This window comes from Bartonella massiliensis, assembly GCF_902150025.1.
Taxonomy (GTDB): domain Bacteria; phylum Pseudomonadota; class Alphaproteobacteria; order Rhizobiales; family Rhizobiaceae; genus Bartonella; species Bartonella massiliensis.
Window position 1 is genome coordinate 136289 of the sequence record NZ_CABFVS010000004.1, and the last position, 16076, is coordinate 152364.

A 16076-nucleotide genomic window follows, 5' to 3' on the forward strand; every position below is an offset into this window, starting at 1 on the left:
TAGCGTTTTTAAGAGAAAGATTGAGACGAATGAAAGCTCTAAGAGCAACGCCAGTTTTTTTATACCAAATGGGTGCAAGGATTTCGCGTATCTTTAGTTTGGGGAAACTCTAAAACGAGTATACAGCCTCATTTTGGTAAAATATGAAGTTTTAAAGGTGAAAACCAATGACGCACCTTCCTTTTAGATCAGCTTTACAGCTTTTAAAAGCATAGCAATGTCTTTTAAAGAATGAAGATTGCTTACTGGTCTTACGTTTTTGTTTTTCACGTATCTTTCATGGGGGCATGACTTTTAGGTCACGGGCTTGTTTAAAAGAGACATCTCGCAACGCTCATTACACCCATTTTACAGTAGCGGTTTATGAATAGTATAACGATAATGCGCCTCTTAGAAATACTATAAAATCCCCCATGAAATAGTATAAAATTTATTGTACCTCCATTTTTATGCTTGTGAAGAAGTAAGCCGGCATTCATATGCTCGTGCCAGCCTTTGAGTGTTGCGGATTGCCCCTTGGTACTTAAAAGAGCTCTATGAAAAGGTACGTCTTTCTTATACAATTTTTAAACCCTCGTGCCAGCGTTGCTTTTGATGTGCAAGAGACATGATTTTGATTGATGAAATATCAAGAGATTTGCAATGAGAGACTTTTACGGGATTTAAGGCTCTCATTCACGTTGAATAAGGCTATCGTATCATTATTAAATCAATATTCCCTTATAAATCGATATTCCTTGTCCTTATTTAAAATATGAATAGCATATTTTAATGGTGAGAGGAAAGCTTCAGAGCCCTGATTTTTAAAGGGGTAAATATTCTGAAAAGCGCCCTCTTTACTTTTATTCCATGAAAATTATCTTATGCAGGAAGATTTTTTGTTGCGCTTATAAAGAGCGGCTGAAATGAGAAAAGCTGGCGATATGAAGAGTTTATTCAAGAACAATGATGATAAATTATTCTTATATATCAATGAATTGTAAGTAGAAAAATGAGGCGTTATTCTTGCTTATTGAAATATTTATGAAATATTTCTTACAAGTCTATCATTTTGCCAAATTTGTGCAGTAAATTGATTGAAGTGAGATAAACCTGTTGAAGGGTTAGAAAAAAATTCTTGAATAATTGCTTTAGAATAAGAGAGAGCGTTTGGGAAATAAAACTATACTTGATTTGTCAAGTTTTCTTTCTTAAGAGGAATGCGAAAGTAACGTTACAAGGGAAGGAGCATTGTAGAACAGTGATGCTCTGCGGGATGACGGTCGAGTGCATAAAATATAAAAAAAGATAAAATAGAGTGTGAGATAAAAATGGAATCTGAAACAGTCCCTTTAGAGAATAGTTCTGCTGTCTTGGCAGTGCATGATTTTTCTCCTTTTTCTATGTTTATGGCTGCTGATTTTGTGGTAAAAGCTGTTATCATTCTTTTGTTGTTTGCTTCTTTGATATCTTGGACCATTGCTTTTGTGAAAATTATTGAGATCACTTTGGCAAAACGACGCGTGCGTCAAGAACTGCGATTGGTTTTGAATGCTCAGACTCTTACGCGTTTGGCCGCTAGCTTGAAAGAAAGCAAAGGAGCTGGGGTGTTTTTTCTCAAAGAAGTCCTTAAAGAGGTTTATCTTTCGACACAACAGGTTCATTTTATTGCTCCTGAAGGGACAAGTGAAAGCTTTGGCGAAAGCTCTGGTGAGAGAAGCAATCCAAGGAAAAGTTCACAAACGCTTGAAGATATTCTCTTTTATGAGGAAAATGATCAATATGGAGATGTTTCACGCGATGTTTATGTCCGCGATGTTCATGAAGGTTTAAAAGAAAGGGTTCATTCGCTTTTGTCTCGCTGCTTGCTGGCTGCGACACGCCGTGTTGCGTGTGGAAGCGCTGTTCTGGCGACCATTGGTGCTATTGCACCCTTTGTGGGGCTTTTTGCAACGGTTTGGGGAATTATGAATTCTTTTATTGGGATTGCGCAATCGCAAACAACGCGCCTTGATGTGGTGGCTCCTGGAATTGCCGAAGCCTTATTTGCAACGGCGATTGGACTTTTTGTAGCTATTCCTGCTGTTGTTATGTATAATAGCCTTATGCGTGCTTTGAATGGTTATCGCAGTGATTTAGGGGATATTGCTGCAGCTCTTGAAAGGCTCTTGAGCCGTGAACTTGATCGACAAAGACAACAGAAAAGTCATAAAAAATGAAAGCAAGCTTTTATGATGATTGGGAGACAGATGAAAGTGGGTTGCATAGCGAAATCAATGTAACGCCCTTTATTGATGTTGTGTTGGTGTTGCTGATTGTTTTTATGGTTGCTGCACCATTGGCAACATCTGCTATTCCTGTTCAGCTTCCTTCGGTAACTCAAGCGCCTTCAGTGGTTCAACCGGAAGAGCCTTTGTATGTTACTTTGCAAAAAGATCGTTCTCTTTACATTGGTGATCATCTTATAGAACAAGCTGCTTTGAGGGAAACTTTGTTGAAAGAGACCAAGCAAAATTTAGAGACAAAAATTTTAATTAAAGCCGATAGCGAAATTGATTATGGCATTGTTATCGACTTATTAAACCAAATACGCATGGCGGGATATGGTAAAATCGGTCTTGTCGGATTACAAAAGTCTCCCAATCTTGCTGCCAGAGGTGGGGGTAATCATAAAACAGTTGATGGAACAAATGGACCTGTTGTGACAAACAGTGCTAACGAGGACGCTGGTGTTGTGGGGCATGTAGAGGCGGCGACGGTCAATGAGGCAGATGCTTCTGTTTCTGGAACGGCTTCTGCCCCATAAGAAAAAAATAGCCTTTTTTGAGGAAAATAAAGCACTTTCATCAAAGCCATAGGGTGAAATTGATGATGAGACTGTCATCGATTTATTAAACCAAATATGTCTGTCGGGATATGGTAAAATCGGTCTTGTCGGATTTGCAAAATTCTCCCAATTTGGCTGCAAGAGGTGGGATCAATCATAAAACAAAAGGTGTGATTTTTGTGTGCCTTAACGCATCTAAAGCTTTTTTGACGATATCCATGAAGGGTAGAGTGTCCTTATAAAATAAGGATAAAAAAATCTATTGAGTGCTTACCGTCTTGATTTTTTTATCATCTTTCTGCCTCATAAAAAAGAAAGGGAGCACTCTTATATGCTTGGCATCTTTTTTCAATGCGCTCATTCTTAACATACGTGTTTATTGTGGGCTTTCTTTCGTTTTTTTCTACCACCAGTTCCGTTTTTAACATCCAAGAGAAGTGGTTTTGGTGGCTGAAAAACAGATCTTCAATGAGAAAATTTTACGATATTTGAGATTCTTATTCAACATACAAAAAATGAATTATGATGATAAATCAAAGTGTTGTATATTAAATAGCGCAAACATTGATTTGCGATACGGGGTTGATGACTGTTTGGGCAATACGCATTCCTTATGTTCAATAGAAAAAACTTCCTGACCACAATTGATGAGAAGAATTTTGACTTTACTTCCGGATAATCACACTCAATCGTACCTCGCGTGTTGAGGCATGTGAGGCTGTGAGCTTTAACATGAGAAGCGTGGAAGGAGGCGTGTTTTAAAAGCCTAAAGGGATCCCCAAAAAAATCAAAAGATTGGACGAAAAGACTTGTTGAGATAAGGGCACGGTCCTTAAGAGTAAAGATTTTCTTCGCCAAAGGTTGGGGGTGCATGTTAATTAAGATCAGTCGAACCAGCTATCGTTAAGGAAGTTTTCTTATTCTCAGTGCAAGATATTGAATGAGTAAAGTCACGGAGGAATGCATTAAAGTCACGGGGTTGTGAAGGTTTATGAAAAGACGCCGAGAGGAGGAAGGATGCTGGGTTTCGTTGGATTAAAAGGTGAGAGCCTTGGGTATTCAAGTGGCGCTGCTTTGATTTACAAGCTTAAGATGCCTCCAAATTCCAAAAGATCCCAAAAATCAAGAGCTCTCAAACTCCAAAAAGTCCTAAATCGCAAAGCATCTCGAACCCCAAGGGATCCCCAAAAAAATCAAGTGATGAATAGTAAAAGAGTTTTTGAAGCGAGTTTGTGTTATTTTAAAAGCAGACTTTTCAGAGCTTTTTAAGTATGCCCTGTTGAACCAAAACCTCCTGTACCACGGCTTTTTGCATGGCTTTGGCTGTCTTTTTGCTCTGGTTCAATGGCGCAAACATTGACTTTTGTTACAGGGGCGATGACTGTTTGGGCAATGCGCATGCCGCGTTCAATAGAAAAGTCTTCCTGACCACAATTGATGAGAAGAACTTTAACTTCGCCACGGTAATCACTATCAATCGTTCCTGGAGTGTTGAGGCATGTGATGCCGTGCTTTAAGGCTAAGCCGGAGCGCGGACGTATCTGTGCTTCATACCCTGGTGATAAATGAAAAATGAGACCTGTTGGAATAAGGGCACGCTGCCCTGGTGCAAGGGTGAGAGTTTCTTTTTCTCCAAGGGCGGCGCGTAGATCAAGACCCGCAGAACCGGCTGTTGCGTAGTGAGGAAGTTCTAAATCTTGTCCGTGTTCAAGACGTTGAACGAATAACGTTACGGATTGTGAAGATTTTGAAGAAACACAATTTTCTTGGTTGTTTTGCGGTGTGTTGGTTTCAGTGTGCGGCATGATCAAAGTATTTCCAAAATATGAGGTCTAGAAAAAAATCATACTTTAACAAAAGATGTTCATAAAACAAGTCGATAAAGTTTTTTGATATAGATTGTCCCCAGAGCTTGATTATCATCTTTTGTTGATCCACAAGACTTCAAAGTATATATCCCAAAACACCCTAAGAGCCCTTTAGGTCCTAAGAGCCTTTTGAGCATTGCCAACGATGATTTGATATATTTCGATAAAAGGGATGATCTATGAGAGAGCGTTGCACATTTACACACTTGTTTTAAAAAAACATCTGCACATGTCACATCCATTTCACAGTGGCGGTTTATGAATGGTATAATGATAAATCCATTGAGCTTCCCCACTTTTGCGTTTATGGCGTAAAAAGCCGGCATGATCACATGATTTGTACCAGTTTTTGAGTATTATTGACAGACTTTGGCATTTCTTGACGATTCATGAAAAGATATTGTTATTATACAGTTTGATCCACTTGATTATATAGTTTTATCTACATGGGTTTTTCCCACTTGTAACGTGCAAGAGATATGGTTTTGATTGATGCAACATAAGAGAGTTGAAATGAAAGAATTTTACGGTATTCAGGTTTCTTATTTAAGTTGAATAGTGCTAGGTTATCTAAAGAAATCAATATCTTGTTGCAAGACTATGAGGGGCGTGTATTTTTTTTAAAAATACTGTCGATAATAATTCCTGTGGCAAAAACCAAGGCTCCTCCGATGATGACCTGTAAAGAGGTGCGCCAAAAAGGGGGCGACATGAATTTGTTTTGAATCCAGACGAAAGCATCATTTTTTTTAATAAGGGCATTGCCAACGATGATTTGATGCTCCTATATGACGCGTCTTTTGTACAAAGGGATAATCTATGAGAGAGCTCAATGACGGATTTGTACGGATTTGCGGTTTTTTTCAAATACTGCCGATAATAATTCCTGTAGCAAAAACCAAAGCCCCTCCGATGATGACCTGTAAAGAGGCGCGCCAAAAAGGGGTCGACATGAATTTGTTTTGAATCCAGACGATGGCGCCTAGTTCGAAAAAAACAATGATAAAGGCAATGACTGTTGCGACATAAAAAGAATGGATCAAATAGGGAAGCGTATGGCCTAAGCCGCCTAATGTTGTCATAATGCCGCTGGCAAGACCTCTTTTTAAGGGCGAACCACGCCCTGATAATTTTCCATCATCATGAGCTGCTTCTGTAAATCCCATTGAAAGTCCCGCACCAATGGAAGCTGAGAGCCCGATCAAAAAAGTTTGATGCGTTTCTCCCGTGGCAAAAGCGGCGGCAAAAATGGGAGCAAGGGTGGAGACAGAGCCATCCATTAATCCCGCAAGACCAGGTTGAATCCATGTCAATAATGTTTGTTTTTCCGCTTTTGAGGGCTTTTTTATGGTGGGATTGGCCGCTGTTGTTTTGGGGGAGGAATGGCTTCCCTTACTGTTTATAAACCTTTGCTTTTTCATAAAAGCAGTTTGCTCACATAATCCACCAGCTGTGTGGGCACGATTATGGCAAGAAAGACACAAAAGTTGTTTATAATTTTCAAGCGCTTGAAGACCCATGGCTGTAAAAACCGCGGCTTCCTTAGAGGAATAAGGCTCTAGAGCTTTTGCATATTTTAAATAGAGCGCAGCATGTTGCTCTTTTGCTTTGAGTGTTTGAAACATCACTTTTTGTGCTGAACGAAAGAACAGAGCTTTACGCTGTACAAATGAAAAAAACGATTTCAACATTCTCCGTTCCTTTATATTTTAGAATAATTCTAAAAGATTAAGAAAAATAAACTGAAAGTCAATCTAAAAATTAAAAACTGAAAAACGGCCAAAAGGTTGCACTGAAAAAGAAGAATGTGGAGAGCCCGTGAAAGTAAGATAGGCAAATCAAGAAAGTAAAAGAGATTTATCTCGGGGTTTTGCCAGAGGCGTGTGAAAGACCAAGAGCGTGTGAAAGAATTGAAAAGAAAATAGGCTTTGATTTTGTTAAAGGGGCGTTTTAATGGCGCATTCCAATTTATTGTACGAGAGCCAATGGATTTATGCGCGAGAATGTATGATGGAAACAAACTAAGCTGGCGCCGTTATTCATTTGATACGTACAAAAGACGATAAAAACTCTTGTAATTTAAGAGCATTTTTTAAAAAAGATATGTTTCAATACTTCAAAATCCTTTTCGTGAGGGTGCTCGTGAAGGGGATAGCACTAAAGCCCCCATGAGGAAATAATATAAATTCCCCCCATGAAATAATATAAATGAGTCTTCTCATCTTGATTCTTGATCAGAAGCAAGCCGGCACCATCATACACTTATGCTAGCTTTTGATCATGTTGCGGACCAACCCTTGGGCTTGTAAGATGATTTATGAAAAGTCATTTTTTAATCTTTTCTAGTTTTTTATCCACATGGCTCACCCGCTTTTGATGTGTAAGCAAGTGATTTTGATTAATGCAAGACAAACAGAGTTGGAATGAGAGAATCCTACGATATTTAGAATTCTCATTCAACATGCAAAACAGTGAACACTCTTTATGAATCCAATATTGTTTCATGCGAGGTGCTGATTTGAGCCGAGGTTTTATAAGGGAGACGGGGCCTTTAAAATCCTTTAATTTCTCATGTTTTCGCTAGGCGGCATGATTATGTTCTATCACAATATGCGGTATTTCAAGATGACAGATATCTGAAGGAGTGAGCGAGGAAGGGAGAGTGCGGGAGAGGGGTTGGTTTTTTATTCTTAAGTGTATGGTTGACTATTCAATATTTATCGATTTATCGATTCCCTCACTTATTTAATTTTTTGATCGCTTTTCCACCGCCAACTTCTATCAAAATAGAGCTGATAAGCACAGAGAAGCAAAACATAAAATACAAACGTTCGTTGTTTTTATTGTTCCTCCTTATCTTGGAGAGGAAGATATGGATAAAAATCATTAAATCTGCAAATACATGAAAAAGAAAATACAGGGATATTTTACAATAACAAGTTGTTTTATCCGTCAAAAATTAGAGGGAAGTTTGATGGGAAGATGATGTTTGTGAATGCGTGTTAAAGGGATATTTTTTGTGCTTGTTATTTTTTTATGTTCGATATTTTTTGTTCTCTGGGGGCTTTTATGCTGGGTGTCTTTTGCTGTGGAGATTATGGAGAAGTTTTTAAGAGCAAGTATTATTTGTGGGGGATGATTAGTTTATGTCTTGTGGCCAGAAAGAATGCCTTTTGAAGCAATATAGAGGCTCATAAGGGTGAAAAGTAAGCTAGCAATAACATTCCAATCAGCAAAGGAGAGAAAAAGAAAACGTATGGAGGCTTCAGAACAAGAAGGAGGGTGAATGTTGTTTAATTGGTTTAGCAGTTGGTTAATGTTTGTCGTTTTTCGCACGGCGTTTAAACCACAACTAAGCGGTGCTTCCCAAAAGCCATATTCAACGCCGGCATGATAAATGGCTAAAACAAGGCTGATGCTCATTAAGACAAAAACACATAAAAATAAAAGTTGTACCCAAGAAGATATGCGAAAAAACCATGCACAAAAACCCGCTAAGAACAAAAAGGGTATGGCACTGTAATAGGGCAAACGCTCTATCAGACATAAATCGCAAGGAAGATACCCTCCAAGATGTTCAAAGCCAAGAGCAAGACCTATTGTGCTTGATAAGCAAAACGCAAGAAAAAAAGCCCATAAACTTTGTTCTTTTCTGCTGGGTTCAAGATGAAGATGCTTGTTTAAAAGGGGATGGGAAGACAAAACGCATGCCATTGAGTTTGTTCCTTATAAAAACTGTTTGTTAAAAAAAGCGATAAAAATCCCATAAATGAAAAGAAGGCTAACAAAACTGAAGAGGATAATCCATTTGAAATGTTGTCTTAGAAAACGCATTGCTTTTTGTCCAAAATGTTTAATAAACCACGCAAGAAGATAAAAACGAGCACCTCGAGAAAAGATACAAATAAGAATGAAAAGTTCAAGGTGTACACTCATCACACCTGCTAAAATTGTGACAATTTTGATGGGGGGAAGATGAAAAAAGCCTGATGTAATCAGTAAAATAATTAGAAATTGTAGGGTTGCACTGTTTTTCAGAGATTCAAAACTTTCAACTTTACCGTAAAATTCTAAAATGGGTTTGGCAAGGGTGTCATAGGCAAAATGTCCGATAAACCAACCGGTAATGCCTCCTAAAACAGAACAGATCGTCGCAATAAAAGCATAGCGATAAACCCGCTTTTGACGGATAAGCAGCAGCGGGATATATAAAACATCTACGGGAATTGGAAAAACAGAGCTTTCAATAAAGGCAATGAAACCAAGCCAGTGTGGTGCTGTACGCCGATTTGCTAAAGAAATCGTCCAAAGCTTTAATCTGTTTAATATCATGCGTTTTTTATAAATTTAAGAGGTAAAAACTTTACAAATAAGTTTGCTATAAGTTCGATAAAGGAAATATTCCATAAATAAAGAGAAGAAAAAGAGAAGAATTCTTAAAAAATAAGAAGTCTGCTGTTGACGAATCTGTGCTTCTTCATATAGTGCAGAGACATAATCGACAAGTGTGTTTTTTATAGCTCTGTCTTTTATAACAATGTGCGGGTGTGGTGGAACTGGTAGACGCGCCAGACTCAAAATCTGGTTCCGAGAGGAGTGTCGGTTCGAGTCCGACCACCCGCACCACTTTATGAATATTTTTCTTTATTCAGTTATGTCGTATTCCCATTAATTTATTAGGCATTGGGATTTATAAAGTGTTGCGATTTATAAGGCGTAACGTTTGTTTGTAAAGAATGTTCACTGTTTTGCCTTTTGCCTATATTGTGAGATTTTTTTACTCAAAATCGCTTGATATTGGATCAATCATAATCGTATTTCTTACACCTTTACAGACGAGGTGCGTAGCGTAAAAACTTTACAATAAAAAATGCCTATAAGGTTGAAAAACAAATACATACAATGTTTTTTTATGCTGCGTTTTTTATGCGGCTGTCACATTATCATCAGCAGCTGCAATTGATGGGCAGTGTTCTTATTATTTTACAAGAAATATCAATGCTCTCATTTATTGCATGAGGGCGTTCATGGTGTGGTGGTAAAGTGCTTATATTTCAAATGCCTTACAGAGGTGAAAGGATAAAAATTTGCTAGAAGCTGAATTGTTTTGCGGCTATTGATGGATTGTTTATCTTTGGTTTTGGGAATCTCCGCCCTTTGAAGTATGAGGAAAACATAAAAAAACCCTGTTTTAACAGGGTTTTTAAATCATTTAATTTTTTCTATAAGATATTAGAATTTATAAGCAATGCCAAGGCGAACATCATGCGTTTTGGAGCTGATGTTAAGCACATCCTTGGCAAGTTTCTGTTTAAAAAAATCTGAATAACGATATTCTGTACGCATGATGATGCTGTCTGTCATGGCAAGATCAAAACCACCACCAACAGTATAACCCGTCATTGTTTTTGTCTCACTTAACACATTGCCAGAAGCAAATACGACTGTCGGCTCTTCTTGCGATTTTGATAAAAGTGACTGGATATATTGTATCTGTGTGTAGGTTATACCCCCTGCAATATAAGGCATAAGACGATGGGAAGCAAAACCAATGCGCGCGCGCGCAGCACCAGACCATTTTTCTTTTAACGTTACACTGCTGACAACAATGTCACCATAGTTGGGGATTGTCTCATCTTGAGCAGCAGGTTTTATAATAGGAATCCCAGCTTCTTGAAAGGCTGCGTTAATTGTGTCTAATTCATCTATAATTCTCTGTTCACCGCCCGTTTGCGTATTTTTCCGACCAGACCAGACGATGTCCGTATCAAAACCAAGAACAACGTTACTTCCTAAATCAACATTAGAACCTGCATAAATGCCTGCTCTTAATCCTGATGGTTTGGGTGATAAATCTCTATCAACCCAAGCCCATTTTCCGCTCTGTGCTTCTTGTGTATAATTTAGAGTGTTTTTACTGGAAAAATAGCCAATTTGTCCTCCAAAATAAAAACCAGACCAGGAAAAAGGTTTAGAAACAATAACCGGTGAGATCCGTGGTGGTAAACTACTTGTCCTTGAAATATCCGGTTTTGATGACTTAAAAACCACCGTATCAGCGGCTTGCACTGTTGAAACAGTCATGAAAGTGAAAAGAGAAAGTGCAGTTAAACATTTTATGTTCATAAAACATCCCCAATTTATTTAAAATACGATATGTATTGTATATAAATCGGTTAAAAAAATCTATACTTAATTTCATTATAAAAAATAAAATATTCTAAAACTCGATGATTATTCACTATTAAGCGTTTTTAAACGTGTTTATTCCGCTTTTTTCCCTTATAATTCTTAATTTTTAAGCATTTGTTTACCACTGTTCCTCCCGTGCTTTCTATGTTTTAGAGCACATTATGATGTAATAATTAAGCTTTTTATTTATTTAAAGAACTATTTCTTTTATAGGAATTAAAACATTTTTTATTATTTATTTAAAGAAATAATATCTGTTATGGTTATTATTTTTATGCCTCGTATTCAATTAATATAAAAAAATATGTGGTGGCATTTTTATATTTTTTGATCTTTATCGTCATCCTTGTATTTCGGTTTTACGGCTTTCAAAAGTTAAATACTGTCTTTTAAAGCGTGGAATTTACCCATTGGCGCACGCTTTTGTTCCTCGCGCTCTTTAATCTCGCACTCTGTAATAGCGTCACGTTTTACGCGTGAATAGAACGCCTAAAATAATGGAATATAGCTATGTTGCATATTCACGCACTTGTTTAAAAAAAATATCTCTCAAAGTGCACCCAAGCCCGTTTGATGGTGTCGACTATAAAAGGTATAACGCAAAGCTCGCTATAGAAATAATATAAGATTTATTGTACCTCCCCACTTTTATGCTTTATAAAAAGAGCAGGCTATAAAGAGCAAGCCGTCATTCTCACACACTTGGGGGGGGCTCTAACATTTAGGGGTTTTTCTAAAATGTTGCGCACCAACTTTTGGCATTTCTCGACGGTTTATGAAAAGGCATGCCTTTCTTATACAGTTTTACACCACACAGCTTGCTTGCTTTGTGATGAGAAAGAAAATGTGATGGAGCCAAGCGTTTCAAATTTGGCCAAGCGTTTCAAATTTGATTGTGTGCTGTCTTAAAGGATATTTTTGTAAGGGTGCTGATTGTTTTTAGCAAATTGTTTTTCGTAAAGGCAACGTCAAAGCTTTTTGGGGTGTTGAGCCTTATTTCAACAGCTGTTGCTTCTTTAAGTTAAAAGCTGGAGGAATGGAGATACGTGTTTAAAATGAACATTGTGGGTCATTGTTATCATTGGAGGCTTGTCGTGGCATGATAATACTTTGATTTATAGTGATAATCTAGCATTATTCACCTTAAATTAAAGACCCGAATAACGTAAGATTTTTTCATTTCAAATCTGTTTATCATCAATCAACTAAAATCACTTGTTTGCACATCACAAGCGGGTGGGTTATGGGGGTAAAAAATGTATAAGATAAGGAATAAAAATAGTTTTTCATGAATCGTTTTACAAACCCAAGGGTTGATCCGCAACATTATAAGGGGATCATCGGGGCATGGGGCCCCGATGTTTTTGATGAACAAGGTTTAGAGAAGTTTTCCTGTTCTTTATCGGGCTCTTTATTGGGGCGCGATCATCTTTTTGGGATCAACCAGCCGATCATAATCTTCTCCAGAAACACCTGCTTTGAGAGCTTCGGTGCGCAAAGTTGTATCATTTTTATGGGCAGCTTTGGCAATTTCAGCGGCTTTTTCATAGCCAATTTCTGGAGCAAGAGCGGTGACTAACATGAGTGAGCGCTCCATGAGTGCGTGAATATGAATACGATTAGCACGCAGTCCTTGGACGCAATGGAGATCAAAAGAGCGCATGCAATCCCCAAGAAGGGTAATGGATTGTAAGACATTATAGCCAATAAGAGGCTTATAAACATTGAGTTCAAAATGCCCTTGACTTGCAGCAAAGGTGACGCTGGTGTGATTGCCAAAGACTTGGGCTGCGACCATGGTCATGGCTTCACATTGGGTGGGGTTCACCTTGCCAGGCATAATAGAAGAGCCGGGTTCATTTTCAGGTAAGCTTAATTCGCCTAAGCCAGAACGCGGACCAGAGCCTAAAAACCGAATGTCATTGGCAATTTTAAATAGATCCGCGGCGAGAGCGTTTAAGCTGCCATGGAAATGCGCAAGAGCACCATGATGCGCAAGCGCTTCAAATTTATTGTGTGCTGTCTTAAAGGATATTCCGGTGAGAGTGCTAATTGTTTCAGCAAAGGCAACATCAAAACCTTTCGGAGCGTTGAGTCCTGTTCCAACAGCCGTTCCACCTTGCGCCAGCATTTGGACATCGCTAAGGGCTGTTTCAATGCGTTGAAGATTGGCTTCTAGAGCAACCCGATAGCCTGAAAATTCTTGTGCAAGTGTTAAGGGTGTTGCATCTTGCGTATGGGTGCGGCCAATTTTGATAATATCGGCAAATTCTTCTTCCTTTTTCTTTAAAGTGCTAATGAGCGCTTCAAGAATGGGAAAGAGATGTTGGCGCGTCTGCAGTGTGGTGGCAATGTGAAGTGCCGTGGGAAAAGAATCGTTGGATGATTGACTCATATTAACATGGTCATTAGGGTGAACGGGCTTTTTACTTCCCAACTTTCCCCCCAAAAGCATGCTTGCATGGTTGGCAATCACTTCATTGACATTCATATTGCTTTGCGTACCAGAGCCTGTTTGCCAAACAGAAAGGGGAAAATGCTCATCGAAGGCGCCAGAAAGAACTTCATCAGCGGCGGTAACAATGGCTTTTCCAATGTTTTGCGGAAGTTTGCCTTTGTCCATATTGACAAGAGCAGCGGCTTTTTTGATAAGGCTTAAGGCATAAATAATGGCAAGAGGCTGCTTTTCACTGCCAATATTAAAATTATGCAGAGAACGTTCAGTTTGTGCACCCCAATAACGATCTTGGCGTACCGAAATCGTTCCAAAGCTATCCGTTTCCTGACGTGTTTCAACCATGATTAAGATCCTTTTTTGTTCACGGGTTCTTAAAAAAGCTAAATAACGCGAAAGTACAAGAAGAAGCAAGATGTGGAAGCTTTATTTTAAGAGAAATTATTTTATGGCTATCCTTGACATTGAGAAAGGCCGATTTTATATCTTGGACAGTGTTAGCACTCATATGTATAGAGTGCTAGCAAGAACTTTCTAAGATTAATGCAATTATGTTCAGTTTTAAGGATTTAAAACATGGCTAATATACAATTCCGCCCGCTTCACGATCGTGTCGTTGTTCGTCGGGTTGAATCTGAAAATAAAACCGCTGGTGGGATTATCATTCCTGATACAGCAAAAGAAAAACCACAAGAAGGCGAAGTTATTGCTGTTGGCAATGGCGCTCTCGATGATAACGGAAAGCGCGTGCCTTTAGAAGTCAAAACAGGAGACCGTATTTTATTTGGAAAATGGTCTGGAACTGAAGTCAAGATTAATGGCGAAGACCTCTTAATCATGAAAGAATCGGACATTATGGGAATTATGGGCTAATTAAGAAGCGCTCAATTTTTCATTTTTTCATTCATGTACTATTGTGAAAAAAACTCCAAGGAGAAATTAAATGGCTGCTAAAGAAGTCAAATTTGGCCGTGAAGCGCGTGAGCGTTTATTGCGCGGTGTGGATATCCTTGCTAATGCGGTGAAGGTGACACTCGGCCCTAAAGGGCGCAATGTGGTGATTGATAAATCATTTGGTGCGCCACGCATCACAAAAGATGGTGTATCCGTTGCAAAGGAAATCGAACTGGAAGATAAGTTCGAAAATATGGGTGCGCAAATGTTGCGCGAAGTTGCTTCTAAAACCAACGATATTGCTGGTGATGGAACAACAACAGCAACGGTGTTAGGACATGCTATTGTGCAAGAAGGGGTTAAAGCTGTTGCTGCCGGTATGAACCCAATGGATCTTAAACGCGGAATTGATGCTGCTGTTGATGAAGTGGTGGCTAATCTGTTCAAAAAAGCTAAAAAAATCCAAACTTCAGCAGAAATTGCACAAGTAGGAACCATTTCCGCAAATGGTGCGGCTGAAGTGGGTAAAATGATTGCTGATGCTATGGAAAAAGTAGGCAATGAAGGCGTCATTACCGTGGAAGAAGCAAAAACCGCTGAAACGGAATTGGAAGTTGTGGAAGGAATGCAATTTGACCGCGGCTATCTTTCTCCTTACTTTGTCACGAATGCGGAGAAAATGATTGCGGATCTTGATGATCCTTATATTCTTATTCACGAAAAGAAATTGTCTAATTTGCAATCCTTACTTCCAGTTTTGGAAGCGGTGGTTCAGTCTGGAAAACCCCTTCTTATTATCGCTGAAGATGTGGAAGGTGAAGCTTTGGCAACGCTCGTGGTTAACAAGTTGCGCGGTGGTTTAAAAATTGCGGCTGTAAAAGCACCGGGATTTGGTGATCGTCGTAAAGCGATGCTTGAAGATATCGCTATCTTGACATCTGGACAGGTTATTTCTGAAGATGTGGGTATTAAGCTTGAAAATGTCACTTTGGATATGCTTGGACGAGCAAAGAAAGTGAATATTTCTAAAGAAAACACCACCATTATTGATGGTGCTGGACAAAAGGCTGAAATTACCGCACGCGTTAATCAGATTAAGGCACAGATTGAAGAAACAACTTCTGACTATGATCGTGAAAAACTGCAAGAAAGACTGGCTAAACTGGCTGGTGGTGTTGCTGTTATCCGCGTGGGTGGTGCAACAGAAGTTGAAGTGAAAGAAAAGAAAGACCGTGTGGATGATGCCTTGAATGCAACACGGGCAGCTGTGGAAGAAGGTATTGTTGCTGGTGGTGGTACCGCATTGTTGCGTGCAGCAAGTGCGTTGACCGTTAAGGGAAGCAATCCTGACCAAGAAGCTGGTATTAATATCGTTCGTCGTGCTCTCCAAGCACCAGCACGTCAAATCGCAACTAATGCCGGTGAAGAAGCCGCGATTATCGTTGGCAAGGTGTTGGAAAATAATGCGGACACATTTGGTTACAATACTGCAACCGGTGAATTTGGTGATTTGATTGCTTTGGGAATTGTTGACCCTGTGAAAGTGGTGCGTTCTGCTCTTCAAAATGCAGCTTCAATTGCAAGCCTTTTGATTACAACAGAAGCAATGGTTGCTGAACTTCCAAAGAAAGATGCTCCAATGCCTCCAATGCCAGCTGGTGGAATGGGCGGAATGGGCGGAATGGATTTCTAAGCTCTTTTTCCTAAAGATAATAAAGAAACGGGTCTTATCGACCCGTTTTTTTTGTCTATTTTTTTATTTTTCACGTTCTTGGGGGCGGCTCTTTTACGTGGAAAAAATACCCAAAACGTCTTCCTTGTTCCCTATCTCTCATGGGTTTTATCCCTTATAGGCTTTCCA

General features: G+C 39.0%; 10 protein-coding genes, 1 tRNA gene and 1 pseudogene. 5 read left to right on the forward strand and 7 right to left on the reverse strand.

Features of this window, described 5'->3' with window-relative positions; genetic code table 11:
- The first annotated feature begins 1310 nt into the window (after nucleotides 1-1310).
- Together FNZ60_RS01935 and FNZ60_RS01940 are read left to right on the forward strand one after the other, a co-directional pair.
- On the forward strand, nucleotides 1311-2198 hold the full coding sequence (locus tag FNZ60_RS01935) for a MotA/TolQ/ExbB proton channel family protein (RefSeq protein WP_142416056.1): 888 nt from the start codon (nucleotides 1311-1313) through the stop codon (nucleotides 2196-2198).
- Nucleotides 2195-2785: a biopolymer transporter ExbD gene (locus tag FNZ60_RS01940; RefSeq protein WP_142416057.1), complete on the forward strand. Its 591-nt coding sequence runs from the start codon at nucleotides 2195-2197 to the stop codon at nucleotides 2783-2785. The genes FNZ60_RS01935 and FNZ60_RS01940 overlap by 4 nt, the downstream gene beginning before the upstream one ends.
- A gap of 572 nt (nucleotides 2786-3357) precedes the next feature.
- Here the strand turns inward: FNZ60_RS01940 and FNZ60_RS10525 are convergent.
- From FNZ60_RS10525 to FNZ60_RS01970, 5 genes and pseudogenes are all read right to left on the reverse strand, one after another.
- A pseudogene (locus FNZ60_RS10525) lies at nucleotides 3358-3529 on the reverse strand (dCTP deaminase/dUTPase family protein); the annotation flags it as partial.
- A gap of 542 nt (nucleotides 3530-4071) precedes the next feature.
- Nucleotides 4072-4611 carry a dUTP diphosphatase gene (dut, locus tag FNZ60_RS01955; RefSeq protein ID WP_142416058.1) on the reverse strand — a complete coding sequence of 180 codons (540 nt, stop codon included), beginning with the start codon at nucleotides 4609-4611 and terminating at the stop codon, nucleotides 4072-4074.
- A gap of 926 nt (nucleotides 4612-5537) precedes the next feature.
- Complete coding sequence (locus FNZ60_RS01960) at nucleotides 5538-6365, reverse strand: VIT1/CCC1 transporter family protein (RefSeq protein WP_142416059.1); 828 nt, start codon at nucleotides 6363-6365, stop codon at nucleotides 5538-5540.
- Between the two features lie 1453 nt (nucleotides 6366-7818).
- Nucleotides 7819-8388, reverse strand: coding sequence for a disulfide bond formation protein B (locus FNZ60_RS01965; RefSeq protein WP_142416060.1), 570 nt, complete (start codon nucleotides 8386-8388; stop codon nucleotides 7819-7821).
- A 12-nt stretch (nucleotides 8389-8400) separates the two neighbouring features.
- The gene (locus tag FNZ60_RS01970; RefSeq protein WP_142416061.1) at nucleotides 8401-9006 is read right to left on the reverse strand and encodes a YqaA family protein; all 606 of its coding nucleotides are present in this window, start codon (nucleotides 9004-9006) and stop codon (nucleotides 8401-8403) included.
- Between the two features lie 209 nt (nucleotides 9007-9215).
- Here FNZ60_RS01970 and FNZ60_RS01975 point away from each other — a divergent pair.
- Nucleotides 9216-9300 (forward strand) — tRNA-Leu (locus FNZ60_RS01975).
- Nucleotides 9301-9906: 606 nt separating this feature from the next.
- Here the strand turns inward: FNZ60_RS01975 and FNZ60_RS01980 are convergent.
- Nucleotides 9907-10800, reverse strand: coding sequence for an outer membrane protein (locus FNZ60_RS01980; protein ID WP_142416062.1), 894 nt, complete (start codon nucleotides 10798-10800; stop codon nucleotides 9907-9909).
- Between the two features lie 1477 nt (nucleotides 10801-12277).
- Nucleotides 12278-13666: a class II fumarate hydratase gene (fumC, locus tag FNZ60_RS01985; protein ID WP_142416063.1), complete on the reverse strand. Its 1389-nt coding sequence runs from the start codon at nucleotides 13664-13666 to the stop codon at nucleotides 12278-12280.
- 231 nt (nucleotides 13667-13897) lie between these two features.
- On the opposite strand from fumC, the gene groES reads away from it, so the two are divergent.
- Both groES and groL read left to right on the forward strand, forming a co-directional pair.
- Nucleotides 13898-14194, forward strand: coding sequence for a co-chaperone GroES (gene groES, locus FNZ60_RS01990; protein WP_005774667.1), 297 nt, complete (start codon nucleotides 13898-13900; stop codon nucleotides 14192-14194).
- Between the two features lie 70 nt (nucleotides 14195-14264).
- Entirely contained in the window at nucleotides 14265-15908 is a 1644-nt protein-coding gene (gene groL / locus FNZ60_RS01995; RefSeq protein WP_142416064.1) for a chaperonin GroEL, read from the forward strand.
- Nucleotides 15909-16076 lie beyond the last annotated feature (168 nt).